Below are 17,005 nucleotides of genomic sequence, written 5' to 3' on the forward strand. Positions count from 1 at the left end.
GACTCGGGTTGGGGATGAGTTATTACATTAGCCGTCATAAGTTAGGAGGTGACAAACCTTCCTCATGTTCCTCTTGAACATCCTTTTGTTTATCAGAACTTTTCAGAGAATTAAGAGTGTCTTGAAATGATTCATCAGCTTTCTTAAGGAATTCTGACTTTTCCATTTTGGGCTCACCGTTCATTGCATGTGATTTATGTGTTCCCCAGGTTTCATTAAATCTATCTTTTTCGTCTTTTGCCAAGCAATCTGAATACATATTTGCAAGCTTGTTTATGTTTGAGTTTTCATTTTTAAGGTTTTCAGTTGGACGATTAATCCAAGTAATTTGAAATACTGCAGGTGGTCCAGGATCATAATGTGTCTGCACATTATCAGCATCAACATTTAACCCAAGCCCTCTCATTAAATTAAACATTAAATCTTTTCCAGCTTCTTTCCCCTTCGCTGGATGTTTTTTATCGCTTAATAATGATCTAAAAACATCTTCTATTCCATTCTGAAACTTTGAGTCGATCTCCTGTGATCTTTTTTTAATTTCATCTTCTATGAATTTCTTTTTTTCTACCAATTGTACTGGATTTGGGAATCTCCTTTCTGCCTCTTCCAGTATTTTTTTTGCAGCCCTTTCCCCATCCTCCCCACCAAAAACATAAGCCATTTGGTTAACATACGCATCATCTTGAAATTGATATCCTTCAAATTCCATACCGTCTTTTGTTTTTTTTATTGCCTTTCTTTTAAGGGGGGGCATAATAACCTCCTATGTTTAATCAATCCGGCTAATTCATATTATAGGCAACGTCCCTAACGTTTTTCATTCTGGAAAAACGTTAGGGATGTTGCCTAGTCATTTGGTCGCATTTTTTCTGAAATTTTAGCTAAGGAATAGGCTTGCAAATGGGGAGTAAACGCTGTACATTGTATGCGCATTTCCTCAGAGATTTTTATTTTTCCATTGTATGGCAAACTACAACCCTTATCATTATCCGAACCTTGCTTCAATTCAGCGTTGTCTTTGCTATAACATTACGATTTATTTAACAAAGGTAGTAGCATGAGAAGGCAAGAACTTCATCCCCGCACCGCAATACTTAACAAAGCACAAAAAAATAAATCCAAAAAAGCTCGTAACGAGGCTTTATTGTGGCTCACAGCTACTTTTCCGCAAGCGTTTGACAACACGTTAAGGATTCGTCCGTTAAAAATGGGCATCATGAATGATATCTTAGCCTTTGCGGATAAGGCAGCCGAGTTTGGTATATCAAAAAGTAAACTGCGGGAAGCCGTTGTTTTATTTACGCGACGGATTGATTATTTAACTTGTCTTAAAGCACGTGAAATGCGAATTGATTTACAAGGCAATCCTGTAAGTCTGGTAACTGAGGATGAAGCAGAAAGAGCGGCTATTAAAATCAAAAAACGTGTGGAAAAAAGTACTCGTAACATGCGCAAAGCCACTCCAGGAAAAACCACTCAAATGCAATTTAGCTCAAAACCATCTTCTCAACAATCCGACGACTCTGGTTCGTTAGAACCAGTATCTTATTTCCCGGAGCGTGCACCAGCTTTCAGTGTGCAAAATTCGCCAACTCCTGCCCGTCCCGCTGTTGTTGTTAAACATAAGATCTCTCGGCAATTTGATCCGGATGCTGTTGCGCGCTTAAAAGAAAAATTAGGTTTATCGCGCAAGACACATGAAACGGCAGATTAGTTTGATCTTTTTAGCTTCTCTTAAGTCCGGCGGCAACAAATAATTTGACGCTTTGACGCAATTCAGCAATGCGTTAAAACCAGCTCAAGAAAGCGTCCTTAACATGTTCAATGGCGCGACGAATTTTTTGTTCTGGCCGAGCTCTAAATGAATTCTTATTGAAAAAATACTCTACACCTTCAGGAGATTGCTCAGAAAAAAAATAATTAAACACGCAACATCGAGGTGCGTCACATAGAACTGGGTTTACAGCATGCCATGATGTACGATTTGTTTCCATGACAACCAGGCGATTAAAAAGACTAGGCACAATAATGCGATTTTTGATCTCTTTGTCCCATAGTTCAAAATTCCCACCATTTTCAAGCCGCCAATTAGGAGACACATAATAAAGTACATTAACTGTTCGATAGTATTTCCTATCTACGTCATGCGAATTATCTAAATGAGGATTAAGAAAATACCCCTTGAGTAATGTACTAATTCCACCAGCAAACCGTGATCTATCAGGAATTTGGTTTTTAATCTCTGTTATCTCTTCAATCACAGCGACAACGCGAGGATCTTGAATGGCAGAATTAATATCTCGCAATAAGCTGGATACATCCTTTAAGTGGCTGTATTTTAACTTTAATTTTCCAGAAATTCTTAGTAGATGCATTTCACTTGGCTTGGGAAAATTAGCGTAAATTCTCTCAGCAATTTCGGTTGGAAGAAGATTATCAAGTGCAAAATGACGAGCAACGTTTATATGATGCTCAGAAAAGAACTCTCGTTTCAACTGCTCCTTCGTTTCATTTAATCTTTTTATGATCAGATCCGTTAATTGACTTCTTATATTGGTTGCCATTTTAAATCATCTTATCTATGTATTTATTGATATATAGGAGATAAGGAAGCAGTCTGCAAGCTACGTTGAATGATAGGACTATGTTGTCGCTTTTACAATTTGCATGGAGTTCGTGCCACCAGGTTCGCCAATTTTATGTCCTCTTGTTAATAGGACATAGCCATTTTGTGTAACTAATCTCTTATCCACTAGGAATTTGATCACTTCTTCATTAAGACGTTCCTGTGAGAAAGAATGATAATCAAGATAAATGGGAAAAACATTATTTACTAGGCTAAGTCGACCGACTGTACGTCGATTTGCTGTAACGGCATAAATGGGGACAAGGCTATGTTGTCGAGACATCCAAATGGCTGTGGCCCCAGATTCTGTCAAAGCAACGATGGCTTTAATTGGAAAATGATTAGCAGCATGCATGGTAGCCATCGCAATGGCTTGATCTGCTCGCTGATAATGACACGTTTCATTCTCGGCATTATAAAAAAAACTTGCATGTTTTTCAGCGCTTCGACATATCTTATCCACCATTGTAATCACTTTGACTGGATAACTACCTGTGGCTGTTTCTGCCGAGAGCATAACTGCATCAGTGCCATCCAGAATCGCATTAGCTACATCAGATACTTCAGCTCGAGTGGGTTGTGGCTGGTGAATCATTGACTCCATCATCTGCGTGGCGGTAATCACTACTTTGTCCAAGCGTCGGCTTTGCTCAATAATTCTTTTTTGGATGGCTGGAACCTCTGCTGGTCCAATTTCAACACCCAAGTCTCCACGTGCTACCATCACTGCATCGACGGCATTGATAATTTCTGTGAGATGTTGTAGGGCTTCGGTTCGCTCGATTTTGGCAATGATAGGAATATCTCTTGCTCCAAGTTTGGATAGTAAGCCACGAGCTTCTTCAATATCCTGAGCATCTTTAACGAAAGAAAGAGTAAGATAATCCACATCTAAATCGATGGCGATTTGTAAATCTTTTTTATCTTTGCTGGTTAAAGCCCGTGCTGCAAGACCACCGCCTTTGCGATTAAGCCCTTTATTGCTATACAAGGTCCCGCCTTCAATAACTTTACAATGAATGAGAGGAGGTGAAACAGTTACAACGTTTAGTTCGATTAGGCCGTCATCAAGCAATAGATGATCACCGGCCTTGAGTTCATGGCATAAATTATGATAGGCAACAGAAACAGATTGTTCATCTCCTAATTCTTGCTTGCTACAATTAAGAGTGAAGTCTTGGCCGTTTATTAGCTTGATCTTATTCTCTTTAAACCGCCCAATGCGAAGTTTAGGGCCCTGCAAATCGGCCATTATGGCTAGAGGATGATTAAGCTCATTTGCGATAGCACGAGCTTCGCTAACCATGTCTCGAATGTCACCATTGATATGCGAAAAATTAATACGCAGAACATTTACGCCTGTTCTTAGCATCGCATGGAGCACTGCAGCATCCTTGCAAGCAGGACCTAAGGTTGCCACAATTTTAGTGCGACGCAGTGGCATGGGCGCGCTCTTCTAAAATGGCAACAGCAGGTAGCTTCTTCCCTTCAAGGAATTCTAAAAAAGCACCACCACCTGTTGATATATAGGAAATCTGCTGAGTTAAGTCATATTGATCAATGGCTGCTAACGTGTCACCGCCACCAGCAATCGAAAAAGCGTCACTATTTGCAATGGCAATAGCTAGAGCTCGCGTACCGTAAGCAAATTGGGGAAATTCAAAGACGCCTACAGGACCATTCCAAATGATGGTCTTCGCTGCATCAATGATATCTACATAGTCACTCACGGTGTTAGGACCTATATCCATAATCATGTCGTCTTTGGCAACATTGCTAAGTGCCTTATTAAAGGCAGGACAACTGTCGGAAAACGATTTGCCAACCACTACATCGCTTGGCAAAGGAATTTCGCAGCCTTTTTCAGCAGCTAATTCTAAAATGGCTCGAGCTTCATCGAGTAAGTCTTCTTCGCATAGGGAAACCCCGATTTCATAACCCCTGGCTTTGAGGAAGGTATTGGCAATACCACCACCCGGAATGAGAACGTCAACCATTGTCACCAATTGCTTAAGCAAACTTAACTTACTTGAAACCTTGGCTCCACCCACAATAGCCACGATGGGTTTCTCAGGAGCTTTCAGCACGTGCTCCAGAGCATCTAATTCATTAACTAAAAGAGGTCCTGCTACGGCAAGAGGAGCAAATTTTGCAACCCCATGTGTGGAGGCTTGAGCACGGTGAGCAGTTCCAAAGGCATCCATAACAAAGATGTCACATAAACTAGCCAATCGTTTAGCTAGAGCATCATTATTGGTTTTCTCCCCAACATTAAATCGTACATTTTCGCAAACGACCAGTTCGCCAGGATTGGCCTCAACACCATCCAAGTAATCAGTCACAAAGCGGACAGGGTAATCTAAGTTGGCTGCCAAATAATCCGCAATGGGTTGAAGAGAAAACCGTTTCTCGAATTTACCTTCCTCTGGTCTCCCAAGATGGGATAGGACCATGACAGCCGCATTGGCATCTAATGCAGCCTGGATGGTTGGCAGTGCAGCCCTTAAACGTTGATCACTGGTAATAATGCCATCTTTAATTGGAACATTTAAATCTTCACGAATTAGTAAGCGTTTGCCATCGAGACTTATCTCACTCATTTTAATTGGATTCATTGTCCACCTTTAACGATTCATCATGAATTGGGCTGTGTCTAGCATGCGATTGGAGAAACCCCATTCATTATCATACCAGGCTACTACTTTAACTAAATTACCTAACACTTTGGTTTGTGTTGTATCAAAAACCGCTGACGCAGGATAATGATTAAAATCGCAAGATACTAAAGGTTCCTCACAAATATGTAGGATATCGCTTTTTGCTTTGCGCATAATCTCATTCACTTCAGCAACAGCTGTCTCGCGTTTAGCAGTGAAGGTTAAATCAACCACAGAAACATTGAGCGTTGGCACCCGCATGGCAAAACCATCCAATTTACCGGCTAACTCAGGGATCACCAACCCGACGGCGCTGGCAGCTCCGGTTTTTGTTGGGATGATGGATTGAGTGGCAGACCGTGCACGACGCAGGTCGCTATGGCTGCCATCCAGTAGCATTTGGTCTTTGGTATAAGCGTGAACTGTATTGACTAATCCATATTCAATCCCTAACGCGTCATGTAAAACTTTAACCACAGGTGCTAGACAATTCGTAGTGCATGAGGCATTAGAAACAATAATATCCGTAGCTTGTATGGTCTGATGGTTAACCCCATACACAATCGTTGCATCAGAATTCTTGCCTGGGGCTGATATGAGAACCTTTTTTGCACCTGCTTTGACATGTTGCATGGCCGCGTCACGTTGGGTGAAGTGCCCCGTGCATTCAAGTACTAAATCGATATCTAACTCTCCCCAGGGCAAAGCATTTGGATCGCGTTCTGCTATTACGCGAATGGGGTGGCCATCAATGACAAGCTTGTCACCATCAATGCTCACTTGACTTGCAAAGCGCCCATGCGTGGAGTCATAGCGGGTCAAATGAGCGGTTGTTTCTATGCCAGCTAAGTCATTAATTGCGACAACATTAAATTCATGTTGCCGTTTATATTCAAAAATGGAGCGTAAAATACAGCGGCCAATACGACCGTAACCATTTATTGCGACGCGTATCGTCATACTACTTCTCCGAAATTACAGTGACTCGCGTTGTGCAAGTCAGTTACATAGTTTTTTTAAGGCAGAAACCAGATGTTCAACAGTGATGCCTAAATAGGCAAATGCATCGGTGGCTTTCGCCGACACACCAAAACGGTCAAGGCCGATAACAGTGCCATCCAACCCTACAAATCGGTACCAATAATTTGTGGCGGCCGCTTCAATAGCAACTCGTTTACGGACAGCATTGGGTAAAACCTCTTCTTGATAAGCCAAATCTTGAGAAAGAAAGCGTTCGGCGCAGGGCATGGAGACAACTCTAATTTCTTTACCGAGGGTCTTCATTTCCTGGGCCGCCGCTAAAGCAAGTTGGACTTCTGAGCCTGTTGCCAACACAATGGCATCCGGAGTACCTTGGCAATCCTTAAGAATATAACCCCCTTTCTTGATATATTCTGTTTGCTTCTTATCATGCTGTAATGCAGGTAAATTTTGTCGTGATAATAACAGGGCAGAAGGGCCGTTGTGACGCTCAAGGGCTAGTTGCCAGGCAACCGCAGTTTCCATAAGATCGGCAGGGCGCCAAACATGTATATTTGGTGTCATCCGTAGCATAGCAGCATGTTCAATGGGTTGATGAGTAGGACCATCTTCTCCTAAACCAATGGAATCATGAGTCAGTACATAAATTACCCGTTGGTGCATTAAAGCGCTTAGGCGTACAGCATTACGAGCATAATCTGTAAATACTAAAAAGGTGCCGCCATAGGGAATGATGCCTCCATGTAAAGCCAAGCCATTCATAATTGCTGCCATAGCAAATTCACGCACACCGTAATAGAGATAATTACCTGAAAAATCGCCAGGAGTGATGGCTTTGCTGCCGGACCAGTCTGTATTGTTGGAGCCCGTTAAATCAGCCGATCCTCCTAACATTTCGGGTAGAAGTTTTGCGAATGTTTCGATACATTGCTGGGAGCTTTTCCTTGTCGCTTGTGCTTTCTCATTGAGACGACATTGTTCAATAAATGAGGCTGCAGCGTTGGCCCACTCGTCAGGTAAATCCCCATTGATCCGACGCAGGAACTCATGGTAGTCATTTGAGTATTGCTGCTGATAGGCATGACAGGTTGTCAGCCAACGGGCTTCGTCATGCTGTCCTTGCTCAACATGGTTCCATTTGGCATACACAGCATCGGGGATAACAAATGCGGGATGTGGCCAGTTAAAGGTTTCGCGAACCTTGCTGACTCCAGAGGCTCCTAAGGGAGCTCCATGGGATTTTTCACTGCCTGCAGCCGGTGAGCCATAACCAATAATGGTCTTGCAAATAATTAAGCTGGGTTTCCCCGTTTCTTGTCGCGCTTGTACAATGGCATTTTCAATTGCTTGAGGATCATGGCCGTCAATTGGTCCAATAACTTGCCAATGATAAGCTTTGAAGCGCGAAGCAGTATCATCCATAAACCAAGACGCCACTTTGCCATCGATGGAAATCCCGTTGTCATCGTAGAAGACAATCAACTTTCCGAGACCTAACGTTCCTGCCAGAGAACATGCTTCATGAGAGATACCTTCCATCATGCAGCCATCACCAGCGAAGGCATAAGTATAGTGATTAACTAATTCCAGACCAGGACGATTAAATTGTGTGGCCAATACTCGTTCGGCAATGGCCATGCCCACAGAATTAGCAAGTCCTTGACCTAAAGGGCCAGTGGTGGTTTCCACACCAGGGGTATCATGCTCAGGATGCCCAGGAGTTTTGGAATTTAGCTGCCTGAAATGCTTTATCTCATCGATACTTAAATCATACCCAGTTAAATGGAGCAAAGAGTACAAGAGCATTGACCCATGACCATTAGACAACACAAAACGATCGCGATCAAACCACCTGGGATTTGTGGGATTATGCTTGAGGAACTTTTTCCAAAGCACAGTGGCAATTTCTGCCATCCCTAAAGGCATGCCAGGGTGCCCAGATTGTGCCTGCTCGACGGCATCGATACTTAAAAAGCGGATGGCATTGATTAAATCATTGGAAACACTCATGGGTACTCTTATGCTATTCATCAGGGGGTCTATTGTCGCTCAGAAGACCATAATCGGCAAGGTAGCGATATATTTATTGTAATATTAATGGACAAAAAAATATGCTCTTATTTAAAAATTCAGTAAAAATAGTTTAAATTTTACTTTTTGTTTATTTTTTGGGATCATTGTCTCGTTAAAAATTAATTTTTAAAATGCTATGGGGATAGCTCTACAACGCATACAATCCAAAATTGGTTACGATCCTCCTCCTAAAGCTAGCAGTGGCCGTGAATCGCAATGGGGGTTTAGAGATTTTTTAGCAAAACAAAAACTCGACTATTTTCAACCTTTCGTTCAGAAACATGCCATTCTTACGTTTGAGTATAGTGTGTTTTGTACCAGGCTTGCTGATCGTTTAATTAAGAGTGGAACACAAAGCGAGACAAGGTCTATTGAGTGGGAAGAGGAGATTACTGAGCAAGTTGCAGCTGCAATGATGATGGCAGAACTATTGGCTCATATTTATCGCCATTATCTTAGTGTCCCAAGAGAGGTTAAGCGACTGCTGGATGAACAAAGTATCTATCGCAGCGTCTTAAAAAAAAGAGGCTATCACTTCGACGAAAGCTGTCAGGATAGCATGCCATCGCCTGGATTTTTCTCACAGAAAGTGAGAAGCACTCATGTTATTTTGAACTGGCCAAGGCTATTTACTGTAAGAATCAGGCGTGTTTTAACCACGTTAATTTTATTACCAGAAGCAAAGAAATTTGATCATTTCTGTCGTTTCATCATTTTTGCTGACCGATTTGTAAACCCTGTGCTTACCCATTTGTCCTGGTTGTTTTTTGTACCTCGATTTGTAACCAATGTATTCTTGCTATTAGAGCATGTCATTCCGGGCTCCTGGTTAGACTCTTATGAGAAAGATCTACCGTGGTATATCCGTGTACAAGCGCAATTAGAGCAGTGCTGGTTTGAATTAGGAAATGATACTGCCTGGTTGACAGGTGGTTTACTTAATTGTTTTGTATTAACAGGTCCGCTGGCTCCGGTAGGCATGTATTTGACCATTAGCCTGTTTCTTTTTGATGTGCTTTGGGCGGGGTTGCGAGCATATATTGAGCTTGGTCGTATAAAGGGACTTGAAGTTGAATATGCCAACCTCTTAAGCTATATGGAGCAAGATGGCACATCAGCTGCGGACCTTGCAGAGTTACAATCGCTGCAAGAGTATTTACAACAACGAATGCAATTCGAACATGAAAGGTTAATGCTCAGTGTAGTCAATACAACGGTTTTATTTTTTGGTATGTGTTTTGCGCTCCCGCTACTCACAAATCCTCTCTTTGCTCTTATTGGCGCTGTTCTTGTTTTAGCGACTACCTGTATTATTTATAATAAGGTTCAGAGCCTTGAAACGAAAAGACCCGTGAACAGAATTATGGAGTTGCGCCAACCTCAATACGCACTTTTATTAGAAAAAACAGGTATGTTTAAAGAAAATGGAATTAAAGAGGGGACGACCTTAGAGCCCACACAAGGAACGATTGTAGGGTTAAGCCCCAGCTCCTTAATAAAGGACTAATCTGGAGCATCATCATATTCAATGATATTCTAAATGATTTTGCAGGCTGAGAACCATGACAAATCATTTACCTTCATTTAGCACTATTGATCCTAAAAATTTTGTGAATCAGCTGGATAGCTTGCTACAGTCGAACCTGGACCAGATTAACGCATTACTTAAGCAACACCATGAATTTACCTGGGATAATCTCATGCAACCCATGGAGGACATGGATGATGCTTTAGAGCGTTTTTGGTCGCCATTGTCCCATTTGCACGCTGTCGTTAATTCAAATGAGTTACGCACCTGCTACCAAGCCTGCTTACCTAAGTTATCCGCGTATGAGGCAGCGATTGGTCATAACCAGGCCCTTTATGATGCTATCAAGTCCTTGGATAATAATGCCTTGGATAATGTTCAACAAAAGATAGTGGATGACACCATTCGCGATTTCGAGCTATCCGGTGTTGCTTTATCTAAAGAAAAAAAAGAGCGTTTTGAAGCGATTCAAACGCGGTTATCAGCATTATCCAATCAATTTGAGAATAATGTGCTGGATGCTACACAAGCGTTTAGTATTCATATCACCGATGATAGTGCTTTAAACGGATTGCCCGAACATGCCGTCAATACTGCGGCTGAGTTGGCTGCCGAGAAGGATTTGACGGGTTGGGTCTTTAATCTCGAATTCCCATGTTATTTAGCTGTTGTTACTTATGCCGAAGATCGCGCCTTTAGAGAGGAAATGTATCGAGCTTATGTTACTCGCGCTTCAGATGAAGGACCTTTTGCTGATAAATTTGATAATTCAGCCGTTATTGATGAGATGCTTGCACTTCGTCATGAGAAAGCGCTGTTGCTCGGTTTCAACAACTATGCTGAATTATCCTTAGCGACTAAAATGGCAGAATCAACGACCGAGGTTCGTCATTTTTTAAAAGATTTAGCTTCTAGAGCACATAAGCAAGCAAAACATGAATTTGAAAAATTAAAAGAATTTGCTTTGACAAATTACGGTCTTAAGGACGTTGCTCCTTGGGATGTCGCTTATTTGTCAGAGAAAAAAAGACAAGCTCGCTATGCGATTTCCCAAGAGGATTTGCGTCCTTATTTTCCTCAGCCCAAAGTAATGAATGGTCTATTTGCTATTGTAAAGAAGCTCTATGGTATGCATCTTGAGGAAATCAAACCTGTCGATGTTTGGCATCCTGATGTGAAATGTTATCAAGTTTCTGATGAGACCGACCAAATTCGCGGTTATATCTATGTGGATCTATTTGCTAGACCTCATAAACGCGGTGGTGCCTGGATGGATTCTTTGCAAAGTCGTCGCAAACGCAATGGGGGCGGTGTGCAATTACCCATTGCAACCCTCACTTGTAATTTTGCGAAACCGTCTGTCAATAAGAAAGCGACCTTATCACATGAGGAAGTGCTCACTTTATTCCATGAGTTTGGCCATTGCTTGCATCATATTTTAACGCAAGTGAATTATTTAAGTGCTTCGGGAATTAATGGTGTGGAGTGGGATGCCGTTGAGTTACCGAGCCAGTTTTTTGAGAATTGGTGCTGGGAAGAGGAGGCGTTAATTCCTTTGTCTGAACATGTGACGACGGGAGAAGCGTTGCCTTATGATTTATTTGCAAAGTTGATAGCAGCAAAAAATTTCCAATCAGCGATGGCGATGATGCGACAATTGGAATTCTCTCTGTTTGATTTTCGTATCCATGAAGAGTTTACTAAGCAGCCCAATTTTGTATCCAACATTTTGGCAGAAGTACGTGAGCAAACGACTGTTGTTCCAATCGTTAAGTTTAATCGCTTCCAACACAGTTTTTCTCATATTTTTGGTGGTGGGTATGCTGCAGGTTATTACAGTTATAAATGGGCAGAAGTTCTCTCCAGCGATGCCTTTGCACGCTTTGAAGAGGAAGGCATTTTTAACGAACAAACCGGGCGCGATTTTCTTCATGCTATCCTCGAAGTGGGAGGCTCCAAAAAAGCTGCTGATGCCTATCAGGAATTCCGCGGTCGACCAGCAAACATAGATGCCTTGCTGCGGCATAATGGGATTGTAAGTTAGTGAAAAGGGTCTGGAGAGGGCATGATGGTTTTGAGTAAACAGTTGTTGTCTGCAGTTCTTTTTTTAGGCTTTATGTGTTTTAAGGCAGTTTTTGCCATGACAAGCCCCTCTTTGGATGAATTTCCAATGTTTTTTAATAAACAGTCCTTAGAGAAAATTAACCGAGCCTCCTTGCCAAAACCCTACGATTCTCTATTGACCCAGCCTTTGATGACAACAACTTTAGAGAAGTACTACCAGCGACAAGCAAAAATTAAAGTGATATACAGTCAAAAAAATAACAAGATGAATACGTACTCACGTGCCATCTTGATGCTGATGGATAAAGATAAGACTCGGAATGATGTGCAAAACGCACAGACTAGAAAAGAGGATGTTGTGGTTGAGTTGGGTCTTATTACCATGAATTTTAATGAGTTGCCGCAAGGAGTGATTCACGGGGTACTGCATAGCGATGTGCCCTTTGGTAAACTGTTGCTTAATCATCAGGTGAGTGTTTATTCAACAGGGCAATCCTACTTCAGGATAAATTGCACGGCTAAACTCAGACAATTACTTGCTTGCAAAGCAAAAGATAAACTGTATGGGCGAACAAATATTCTAATGAATAAAGTGAGTCACCGCTGGCTTGCGCGCGTGATAGAAATTTTGCCCTTGCGGCGATGCGTTGACAGATCTTGTGTTGTTTTGAACTAGGTTGAATCTCTTTTAAAATCCATATGTTGTAAAAGAGCATGCAGATAAGAATAGCTTCTTTGATAGATTCCTGGCCAGCTGGATTCTCGTGGTCCAGCAACATTCAAAATTTCAATATGATTCTTTTTCAGCCAATCACGACATTGTTCAAGAATGTTTTCAGGCTCTGTGGTTAAATCGATTAAGAATGAAGATTTTTTTTGTCGCTTGACCTCTTTTAAAGTGAGTAGGGTTCCGTCTTGAAGCGTTTCTTTGATGGAAGAAGAGGGCAGGAGGATGAGCGTACCATGTGCATCACAAATATTTAATTTTGTTCTCGCTGCATAATTGTCTTCTTCCGTTTGAAAATCTCCTTTAACCTCAACCAGGTTAATGTATTGATTGGGGATGATACCGTTTTCATCTAATCTTCCCTTAGGACACCAGCCTCCATAGAGAAGACTTAGGCTAATTGCCACATCCAAGGCTGCTCTATCAACCCCTGTTTGACCTCCTGATATGATTTTTTTAAGCATGCATTAAGTCCCTGTTTTTTTCTTAAATATTATATTTGCTAAAGAAAAGACACTATTGAAAAAATTGCTCAAGACTCATATTTGCTATAGTTAAATTGTGGTATAATAAAAGTTGTACAAGAAGGGGGCGACCTGGCTTCGACGTGGGTTGCGAAACCTGATGTGCATGCCGAGAAAGAGTACTCTCGTAAATCAGTCTCACTAAATATAAATGCAAACGATGAAAACTTTGCTGGTGGTGAAGCTGTCGCTGCGTAAGCTTTGATAGTCAACTACCGATAGTGCGCTGCCATAAAACCAGCGCCCCGTTGACCGAGCTCGCTTATCGGTATCGAATCAACGGTCATAAGAGATAAGCTCGCATCTTGGTTCGTCCCGCACCAAGATGTTAAATCAAGGGAATCGCCGTGTCCCATCCTGCCTGTCGGAGAGGCCACGGTTAACTAAAAAGACAAGGCTAAGCATGTAGATCTGACGGCAGAGGATTTGCGGACGCGGGTTCGATTCCCGCCGCCTCCACCATAACATATTGATTTTTATATTAATTTTTTATTGATTTCTCCAATCGGCACCATTCCAGCACTAACATAATCCTTAACTTGATTAAAGTGCCCCTTTAATTGGGGTAGGGGCCAGCAAAGTAGCCCGTTTGCTTGCAAACGGGACAATCCTTCGAATGAAGAAGAAAATCCTGTTTGCAAGCAAACAGGCTACACTAGCTTTGCTGTTACTCGAAGTAAAGGTGATCGAGCACTTTTTGGAAAATCGACTCAAGCTATGAAAAAACAATGGGCAAGTGCCTGATAAATCGCCCGCTAGCTGACTTCGCTCCAACTATTATTTTAAAAGCGAAAGATTTTGCTGCAGAGGATGTGAAAAAAGTTGAGCGCAGACTTGCTTCTGAAAGGAAAAAATCTTTGAAAGAGCCTGGTTCTTTGTAGGTAATGTTAAAATAAATTAGCCCGTGATATAGATTCAAATAAATATGTTTAAATTTAAAACGCTAAACCAAAATGACTTAACTCTTATCTATCAGTGGTTTCAAGAACCGATTATTAACCAATGGTATGCGAGAGGAAAGTATTGGTCATTAGAAGCAATTAAAGAAAAATATGAGCCAAGAATTTTAGGTAAGGAAAATGTACCGAGCTTTATTATTTATAAGGACGAGACTCCTATTGGCTTTATTCAATATTATCAGTTTGAACATGGTTTCCCTGAAGGGATTCATGGGCAGCATAACTTACTATTTAAACAATATAAGCAAGCTGATTTAGTTGGGATTGATTTATTTATAGCCGAAGAAAACATGCGTGGGCAAGGTTTTGGCATTAGGATAATCAATCAATTTATCGAGGATTTTCTTACTAATTTTTCTGCTGTTGTAGTTGATCCTGAGATGCTTAATATTACCGCGATAAGATGTTATGAAAAATCTGGGTTTATGAACACTTCATTTAGTGAAGATCCCAATTATTTAGTTATGGTTAAACAACTGATTAACCCTGAAGTTTTACGAGAGGTTAAAAATTTACTGCAAGCACGTTTTGCAGCAGAACTAAATATTGATTCAATTCATTTTTTAAGCGAACCTGATCGAAGAAATATTGTTTTAAGAATACCACTCGAAAGTACGAAAAGTGGAGTTCCAGAAAGTATTATTTTAAAACAATCCCTGCCAGAGCAATCCGATGAAGATGATCAAGAGGCTTATGCTCGTTTTGCTCGTGATTGGGCAGGCCTTGAATTTCTGAGTAGTATTCCTCAACCTGCTCATAATGTTCCTAAATTTTATGGTGCAAGTAAACAATATCGTTTTCTTCTTATGGAAGATTTAGGACAACAGCACATTAGCCTTGTTGATTCTTTAACTATTCCCAATCAAAAGAAAGCCATTGCTGCATTAAGTCGATTTATGAAAGCGTTAGGCAGTTTTCATGCAAGTACGTATAGTCATACAGAACATTATGAAAAGATCTTACGCAGAATTCATGTAAATGCAGAAACAGAGCAAGAGGAACTTGATTTTATTTTAAAGGACTTATTGCCAAAACTTGAGTTAGCAAATAAGCAATTAAATTTACCTGTTACGCAGGCGTTAATTGATGAAGCAATAGATATCATTACAACAATGCTAAGGCCAAATCCATTTACTGTTTTGACCCACGGTGATATTTGTCCTGATAATGTTTTTGATCATTATGGTCAAGATCTACAATTGATTGATTTTGAGTGGAACTCTGTTCGAAATGCGTTGTTAGATGGCACTTATTTACGAATGAGTATGCCTACCTGTTGGTGTGCTAAAGCAATCCCTATTGATGTTATTGAATCCCTGGAGATTATTTATAGGGAAGAATTAAAACGCACTATTCCCGCTGCTTCTGATGATTTGGCTTATAACATCGCCTATACCAAAGCGTGTGGTTTTTGGGTGTTACAACAAACCTTACCTTTTCTAGAAGGTATTCTACTTCAAGATAGGATAGGACCATCAGGCCCTGTACCTGATGGTTCATTGTGGAAATCAGAAGATAATACAGTGAGACCAAGGTTTTTATCTCGTCTTCAATCTTTTGTTGATGTGGCAACTAAGAACGGTCTGCTACCTCATCTAAAAGAAATGTCGAAGAATATGCTCGTAGCTGTCGAAGCAAGATGGCCTGATACCAAACCCTTAGCGCTTTATCCCGCATTTATTAATAAAATTCCATAGAGATAAATATGATGTATTTTAATCAAATCTTAGTACCATTGCGGCACCACAAGTGGGCTGCTTTCTTTAAAATGTATCTCAAATTGTTTAATTCAAAGGCCTCGCTTGCTGAAAAGAAGTATTAACATTGAAATAGAAAAAAGAATTTGATAAGGTTTTGATATAATAAATTTAAATATATCTTTATAGCTAACTAAGACATGCTACATTAAACGATAGAATTAAGCGTATTTCTTAATCTTCGTTGGAGTCACTTAGGAGGCCTTTGGAAGAACCCCAGCCATGGGCTATACTTTTTTTACTGCTATCAAAAGTGAGGTCATCATGGGACAAGGCACTCCAATGGAATTAACAAAAATTAAAAAAATTGTTGCTGAAATTCAAGAATTTCCAGCTAAGATTGATTCCACAGAGCTAGCTAAAAATGCACGACGCTTACTGAAAAAATACGCATTATTATCTGAAAAAATTGAGAGAAACGTATTAATTAGTGCTGCACATCAAAAGGAACTTGCTAAAATTCGTACAGAAGAGTTCAAAGCCATAAGACGTACATTAAAAGAAAAAGCAAATTTAATCCTACATGCAAAAAACAACAAGAACGTTCAAAGTGAAAAACTTGCGAAAAAAACCGTAAAAACACCAACTCCCAAAAAAACCTCAAAAGCTGCTCATGTGTCAGTTGCAAAAGAAACAAGCTCAAAAAAAACTGTGAAAAAATCATCACCTAAACCTAAAAAAGCAGCTGTTCCCAAAGAAGGCGCATAATTGGTTCTGTCGCAAAATTGTTCTTAAGCCACATATAGGGGTCTGACCAAATACCTCTTAATAAACAATAGAGTATCTAACAAAACATCTTTATTTGTGTTCTTAAAAGCTATTTTTGAGTCCTATGCTATTAGCAGATCCAGAGATGTATTTTGCTCTACTCGGTTGGTATATATGCATTCAACCGATTACTTATCAAATCAAGTGTATCCATATCCAAATTATCTGCGGCCAATTGCTTTAAAATACCATAAGAAGTATTTTCGCATATCCCCTTAATTTTATTACCCATATTAAAAAATTCTGACCAAAATCTATTTATCTTTGTACAGACAAAACATAGCAAGCCCGGTTGACACATTAGTGGCAACCGGGAAATAAATTACCCCTAAAGTTTTTTG

13 protein-coding genes and 1 other RNA gene are annotated in these 17,005 nt (G+C 40.6%); 7 read left to right on the top strand and 7 right to left on the bottom strand.

The window, feature by feature from the left end; translation table 11 throughout:
* Positions 1–34 precede the first annotated feature (34 nt).
* The gene (locus CKV79_RS00720) at positions 35–754 is read right to left on the bottom strand and encodes a hypothetical protein (protein ID WP_028372309.1); all 720 of its coding nucleotides are present in this window, start codon (positions 752–754) and stop codon (positions 35–37) included.
* A 303-nt stretch (positions 755–1,057) separates the two neighbouring features.
* Between CKV79_RS00720 and CKV79_RS00725 the strand changes: the two genes are divergently transcribed.
* Positions 1,058–1,714 carry a ProQ/FinO family protein gene (locus CKV79_RS00725; RefSeq protein WP_028372308.1) on the top strand — a complete coding sequence of 219 codons (657 nt, stop codon included), beginning with the start codon at positions 1,058–1,060 and terminating at the stop codon, positions 1,712–1,714.
* Positions 1,715–1,787: 73 nt separating this feature from the next.
* On the opposite strand, the gene CKV79_RS00730 is transcribed toward CKV79_RS00725, so the two are convergent.
* The 5 genes from CKV79_RS00730 to tkt all read right to left on the bottom strand — a co-directional run bounded on the left by CKV79_RS00730 (position 1,788) and on the right by tkt (position 8,274).
* A complete protein-coding gene (locus tag CKV79_RS00730) occupies positions 1,788–2,564 on the bottom strand; it encodes a 2OG-Fe(II) oxygenase (protein WP_028372307.1) in 777 nt (258 codons plus the stop codon).
* A 78-nt stretch (positions 2,565–2,642) separates the two neighbouring features.
* Complete coding sequence (pyk, locus tag CKV79_RS00735) at positions 2,643–4,070, bottom strand: pyruvate kinase (RefSeq protein ID WP_035914867.1); 1,428 nt, start codon at positions 4,068–4,070, stop codon at positions 2,643–2,645.
* Complete coding sequence (locus CKV79_RS00740; protein ID WP_028372305.1) at positions 4,051–5,241, bottom strand: phosphoglycerate kinase; 1,191 nt, start codon at positions 5,239–5,241, stop codon at positions 4,051–4,053. The genes pyk and CKV79_RS00740 overlap by 20 nt, the downstream gene beginning before the upstream one ends.
* A 9-nt stretch (positions 5,242–5,250) precedes the next feature.
* A complete protein-coding gene (gap, locus tag CKV79_RS00745; protein WP_028372304.1) occupies positions 5,251–6,243 on the bottom strand; it encodes a type I glyceraldehyde-3-phosphate dehydrogenase in 993 nt (330 codons plus the stop codon).
* A 39-nt stretch (positions 6,244–6,282) separates the two neighbouring features.
* Positions 6,283–8,274 (bottom strand): transketolase, encoded by a 1,992-nt coding sequence (gene tkt / locus CKV79_RS00750; RefSeq protein WP_028372303.1) that lies wholly within the window; start codon positions 8,272–8,274, stop codon positions 6,283–6,285.
* A 199-nt stretch (positions 8,275–8,473) separates the two neighbouring features.
* Here tkt and CKV79_RS00755 point away from each other — a divergent pair, with 199 nt between their 5' ends.
* Genes CKV79_RS00755 through CKV79_RS00765 form a run of 3 tightly spaced genes read left to right on the top strand, consistent with a single transcriptional unit; the run spans position 8,474 to position 12,605 of the window.
* Positions 8,474–9,844 (top strand): hypothetical protein, encoded by a 1,371-nt coding sequence (locus CKV79_RS00755; RefSeq protein WP_051546054.1) that lies wholly within the window; start codon positions 8,474–8,476, stop codon positions 9,842–9,844.
* Positions 9,845–9,899: 55 nt separating this feature from the next.
* Positions 9,900–11,909: a M3 family metallopeptidase gene (locus tag CKV79_RS00760; protein ID WP_035914863.1), complete on the top strand. Its 2,010-nt coding sequence runs from the start codon at positions 9,900–9,902 to the stop codon at positions 11,907–11,909.
* A gap of 21 nt (positions 11,910–11,930) precedes the next feature.
* Complete coding sequence (locus CKV79_RS00765; protein ID WP_028372301.1) at positions 11,931–12,605, top strand: hypothetical protein; 675 nt, start codon at positions 11,931–11,933, stop codon at positions 12,603–12,605.
* Here CKV79_RS00765 and CKV79_RS00770 read toward each other — a convergent pair.
* Positions 12,602–13,120 carry a putative molybdenum carrier protein gene (locus CKV79_RS00770; RefSeq protein WP_028372300.1) on the bottom strand — a complete coding sequence of 173 codons (519 nt, stop codon included), beginning with the start codon at positions 13,118–13,120 and terminating at the stop codon, positions 12,602–12,604. The genes CKV79_RS00765 and CKV79_RS00770 overlap by 4 nt on opposite strands.
* 123 nt (positions 13,121–13,243) lie before the next feature.
* Here CKV79_RS00770 and ssrA point away from each other — a divergent pair.
* The 3 genes from ssrA to CKV79_RS00790 all read left to right on the top strand — a co-directional run bounded on the left by ssrA (position 13,244) and on the right by CKV79_RS00790 (position 16,604).
* Positions 13,244–13,642, top strand: a transfer-messenger RNA (tmRNA) gene (ssrA, locus tag CKV79_RS00775).
* A gap of 463 nt (positions 13,643–14,105) precedes the next feature.
* The gene (locus CKV79_RS00785; RefSeq protein WP_065236363.1) at positions 14,106–15,836 is read left to right on the top strand and encodes a GNAT family N-acetyltransferase; all 1,731 of its coding nucleotides are present in this window, start codon (positions 14,106–14,108) and stop codon (positions 15,834–15,836) included.
* Positions 15,837–16,118: 282 nt separating this feature from the next.
* Entirely contained in the window at positions 16,119–16,604 is a 486-nt protein-coding gene (locus CKV79_RS00790; RefSeq protein ID WP_035914861.1) for a hypothetical protein, read from the top strand.
* The last annotated feature ends 401 nt before the right edge of the window (positions 16,605–17,005 follow it).

The sequence above is a fragment of the Legionella lansingensis genome (assembly GCF_900187355.1).
Taxonomy (GTDB): Bacteria; Pseudomonadota; Gammaproteobacteria; order Legionellales; family Legionellaceae; genus Tatlockia; species Tatlockia lansingensis.

Excerpts from the sequence above, each read along its gene's own strand:
- CKV79_RS00720 (WP_028372309.1), bottom strand. The coding sequence starts at position 754 with ATGCCCCCCCTTAAAAGAAAGGCAATAAAAAAAACAAAAGACGGTATG.
- CKV79_RS00725 (WP_028372308.1), top strand. The coding sequence starts at position 1,058 with ATGAGAAGGCAAGAACTTCATCCCCGCACCGCAATACTTAACAAAGCA.
- CKV79_RS00730 (WP_028372307.1), bottom strand. The coding sequence starts at position 2,564 with ATGGCAACCAATATAAGAAGTCAATTAACGGATCTGATCATAAAAAGA.
- pyk (WP_035914867.1), bottom strand. The coding sequence starts at position 4,070 with ATGCCACTGCGTCGCACTAAAATTGTGGCAACCTTAGGTCCTGCTTGC.
- CKV79_RS00740 (WP_028372305.1), bottom strand. The coding sequence starts at position 5,241 with ATGAATCCAATTAAAATGAGTGAGATAAGTCTCGATGGCAAACGCTTA.
- gap (WP_028372304.1), bottom strand. The coding sequence starts at position 6,243 with ATGACGATACGCGTCGCAATAAATGGTTACGGTCGTATTGGCCGCTGT.
- tkt (WP_028372303.1), bottom strand. The coding sequence starts at position 8,274 with ATGAGTGTTTCCAATGATTTAATCAATGCCATCCGCTTTTTAAGTATC.
- CKV79_RS00755 (WP_051546054.1), top strand. The coding sequence starts at position 8,474 with ATGGGGATAGCTCTACAACGCATACAATCCAAAATTGGTTACGATCCT.
- CKV79_RS00760 (WP_035914863.1), top strand. The coding sequence starts at position 9,900 with ATGACAAATCATTTACCTTCATTTAGCACTATTGATCCTAAAAATTTT.
- CKV79_RS00765 (WP_028372301.1), top strand. The coding sequence starts at position 11,931 with ATGATGGTTTTGAGTAAACAGTTGTTGTCTGCAGTTCTTTTTTTAGGC.
- CKV79_RS00770 (WP_028372300.1), bottom strand. The coding sequence starts at position 13,120 with ATGCTTAAAAAAATCATATCAGGAGGTCAAACAGGGGTTGATAGAGCA.
- CKV79_RS00785 (WP_065236363.1), top strand. The coding sequence starts at position 14,106 with ATGTTTAAATTTAAAACGCTAAACCAAAATGACTTAACTCTTATCTAT.
- CKV79_RS00790 (WP_035914861.1), top strand. The coding sequence starts at position 16,119 with ATGGGCTATACTTTTTTTACTGCTATCAAAAGTGAGGTCATCATGGGA.